This is a genomic window from Candidatus Atribacteria bacterium (assembly GCA_011056645.1).
Classification (GTDB): Bacteria; Atribacterota; Phoenicimicrobiia; order Phoenicimicrobiales; family Phoenicimicrobiaceae; genus Sediminicultor; species Sediminicultor quartus.
Genome location: DSEL01000171.1, coordinates 1 through 3,226, shown reverse-complemented (window position 1 = coordinate 3,226; position 3,226 = coordinate 1). Strand labels below are relative to the sequence as shown.

The 3,226-nt window shown below is 30.5% G+C and carries 4 protein-coding genes; all 4 read right to left on the bottom strand.

The window, feature by feature from the left end; all coding sequences use genetic code 11:
• On the bottom strand, positions 1-524 hold a 524-nt coding region (locus ENO17_07505; protein HER24875.1), incomplete at its 3' end, for a methyltransferase domain-containing protein.
• Positions 525-562: 38 nt separating this feature from the next.
• Positions 563-1,429: a stage 0 sporulation protein gene (locus ENO17_07500; GenBank protein HER24874.1), complete on the bottom strand. Its 867-nt coding sequence runs from the start codon at positions 1,427-1,429 to the stop codon at positions 563-565.
• Positions 1,417-2,424 (bottom strand): DNA polymerase III subunit, encoded by a 1,008-nt coding sequence (locus tag ENO17_07495; GenBank protein HER24873.1) that lies wholly within the window; start codon positions 2,422-2,424, stop codon positions 1,417-1,419. Before ENO17_07495 ends, ENO17_07500 begins: the two co-directional genes overlap by 13 nt.
• Positions 2,425-2,494: 70 nt before the next feature.
• On the bottom strand, positions 2,495-3,226 hold a 732-nt coding region (tmk, locus tag ENO17_07490), incomplete at its 5' end, for a dTMP kinase (GenBank protein ID HER24872.1).

The following is a 3,226-nucleotide window of genomic DNA, read 5'->3' as shown; positions in this document are numbered from 1 at the left end:
TTGCTGCTCTTATAAATTAAATAGACCCTTCCCTTATTCTTAAGCAAATAATTACTGGCGAAAATGATATCTTCTAAATTCCCTTTTATTTCGTGACGGGCAATGGCTCTACTGCTTAAAGGATTAATTTTCCCCTGTCCCAGTGAAATATAAGGGGGGTTACTTACTACTACATCAAATACTTGATCTTTAAAAATATTTTTTAGATTTCTGAAATCTTCTTGAACGATTGTAATATTATCTTGTAATTGATTTAATTCGATGCTTCTTTTGGCCATATCCGCTAAATCTTTTTGTATCTCGATACCATAAATAGACAGTCCTTTTCTTTTGCCAAACAAAAGCAGAGGAATGATCCCTGACCCGGTTCCCAAATCAATAATTCTTTCATAGTTTTTAAGTCTAATAAAATTAAGCAGTAAAATAGAATCCACTGAAAAGCGATAGGAATCCTTCGCCTGGATAATTTTCAGTCCTTTAATATTAAGTTCTTCTATTTTTTCATTTTTTTTAAGTATAACCATCTAATCAACTAACTTAATCCCTAACGTAACACATATAATCAGTTCTTAAGGCTATTTTTTCCGCTTCTATTTTTTATTGTAAGTTCTTCGAATTCTTCTTCGGGTATCTTTATTCTTTTTTTTATACCCTCATTCTTACTGTTAGGATCGTCTTCTAATTCAACGATAATATATTTTTTTAAAACATTTATTTCTATTACTTTCCCTACACCTTTTTTGCATTCAATTTCTTCTTTTAATTTAGGGTACTTTTTTAAGCACTCCTTATAGAACTCACATTCATAGGATAAGCAGCACATTAATCTGCCGCATAGACCCGATACCTTTGATTGATTCAAAGCAATTTTTTGTATTTTTGCCATGTTAATATGGATAGGTGCAAATTTTTGAATAAATGAAATGCAGCACACTTCTCTCCCGCAAATTCCCATCCCTCCTATTAATTTTGTACCATCTCTTACTCCGATCTGCCTTAACTCGATTTTAGTTTTAAACGCCTTGGCCAATTCTTTAACCAATTCTCGAAAATCTATTCGTTGAGTAGAAACAAAATAGAATATAATTCTACTTCTATCAAATAAACATTTTACATAAACTAATTTCATGGGCAAGTTATATTTTTTGATCTTCTCTTTGCAAATATTTTGTGCCTCAATCTCTTCTTGTTTTATTATTTCAAGTTTTTTAAAATCATCTTTATTCGCTTTCCGAAGTATATTTTTTAGCGGAGTATCTATTTCATTATTTTTTATATATTTGTAAGGGATGACTACTTCTCCCAAGTCCAAACCAATAGCCGTCTTTACCAAGCATATATCCCCTTTATTTAATTTAATTTTATTATTAATTTTAAAATAATAGATATAATTTGTTTTAATGAATTTTAAACCAGTTACTTTAGGCAATACTCAACACCTACCATCTTTATAGTTAATCTTTCCAAAATAAGACGCTTATTAACATTTTTTATTAAATATTCTTCCATCTTTTCTAAATAATCTATAATATCAATTAGTATTTCCTGAGAATAAATTTTAGATTTATTCTCAAGTATTTCTAATTTATCACAATTAGAAATATAGTTTTTATCCCCGGTCTTCTGAATTATTAAAATATCCCGAAACCATAGTTTTATTATTTCCACAATCTCTTCAATTCTCTCTATTTCTGATACCATTTTTTCAACTTCTGCAAAAATATCATCACTATACTCTCCGGGACAGAGGTTAGATAAGTAATCTAATATTTCTTCCCTTCTGACAAAATATTCCTTATCGGATAGCAATCTAAAGGCATTTCCTATGCTCCCTTGAGCTAATTTGGAAATAATTTCGGCTTTCTCTAAATTTAGGTCCACATTTTTTTTTAGTAAAATATCTTTTATTTTCAAGGAAGAGATCACTCCAAAATTTACTACCTGGCACCGTGAGACTATAGTCGGTAAAATTGAATCTATTTTTGAACATATTAAAAAGATTATGGCATAATGAGGCGGTTCTTCAAGAGTTTTTAGCAGACAATTTGATGCCTCAATAGTCATATTTTCTGCCCGGTCTATAATATATACTTTCTTTTTATTTTTAAAAGGTTTGAGCACAATTTCATTTCGCAATGCCCGTATTTGTTCAATCTTTATCGAGCTCTTAACGAGTTCAATTATAGTTAAATCAGGACTAATCTGTTTACCAATCTCCTTACACGGTTCACAAATCCCACAAGCTTCGAAACGATCATTAAATTTTAAACAATTTAGTGCCTTGGCAAATTCTATAGCTGTAAGCTTTTTTCCAGTACCTTCATTCCCGTTAAAAATATAAGATGAGGATATCTTATTTTCTTTTAGAGATTTAGTTATTATTTTTATTGCTCTTTCCTGCCCTATGATATCTTTAAAAGACACAAATACCACCTTTATTTCCTTAATTTATTTCGTATTTCCTATATCCTCTATATCGTCAGAAACTAAGCACTTATAACTTTTTTCCCAAGCATTGCTTAGTAGAAATGCGCAATTTTTTTTCTACTATTTTTTTTATTTCTTCAAATATATCTTCTTTACTTCTGTTGGCATTAATTATCTTAATTCTTGCTGTTTCTTCATAAGATAATTGGCAATAACCTTGTCTTACTCTTTCTAAAAACAATTTTCCTCCGATAATTTTTTTCTTAATAAATTCTTCTTCAAATCGCATTTCGCGAGAATTACCGAAAGATGAAGACCTTCGTAATCCTTCATGAGGGTCAATATCCAAGAAAAAAGTTAGGTCAGGAATAGCTTTTCCCACAACCAATTTATTTAGATTTTGGGTAATTTTTAAATCTATGCCTCTTCCGTACCCTTGATAAGCGGTAGTAGAATCATAAAAACGATCAGATATTACTACCTTTCCCTCCTCCAAGGCAGGCAATATGATCAATCTGACATTTTCTGCTCGGGAAGCTAAGAACAATAGCATTTCGGTTTTATAGTCCATGTCACCATTTTTTTGGTCAAGAAGGATTTTACGGATTTTACCTCCGATCTTTGTTCCTCCCGGCTCTTTAGTATAAATAGCCGGTATTTTTTGACTGATTAAAAAATCGAAAAGCATCTTTGCTTGGGTAGTTTTCCCACAACCTTCAAGCCCTTCAAATGTGATAAATAAACCATTTCTCATTATATGTTTTTTAATCCTTTTTAATTTATTAATTAAACAAAATGC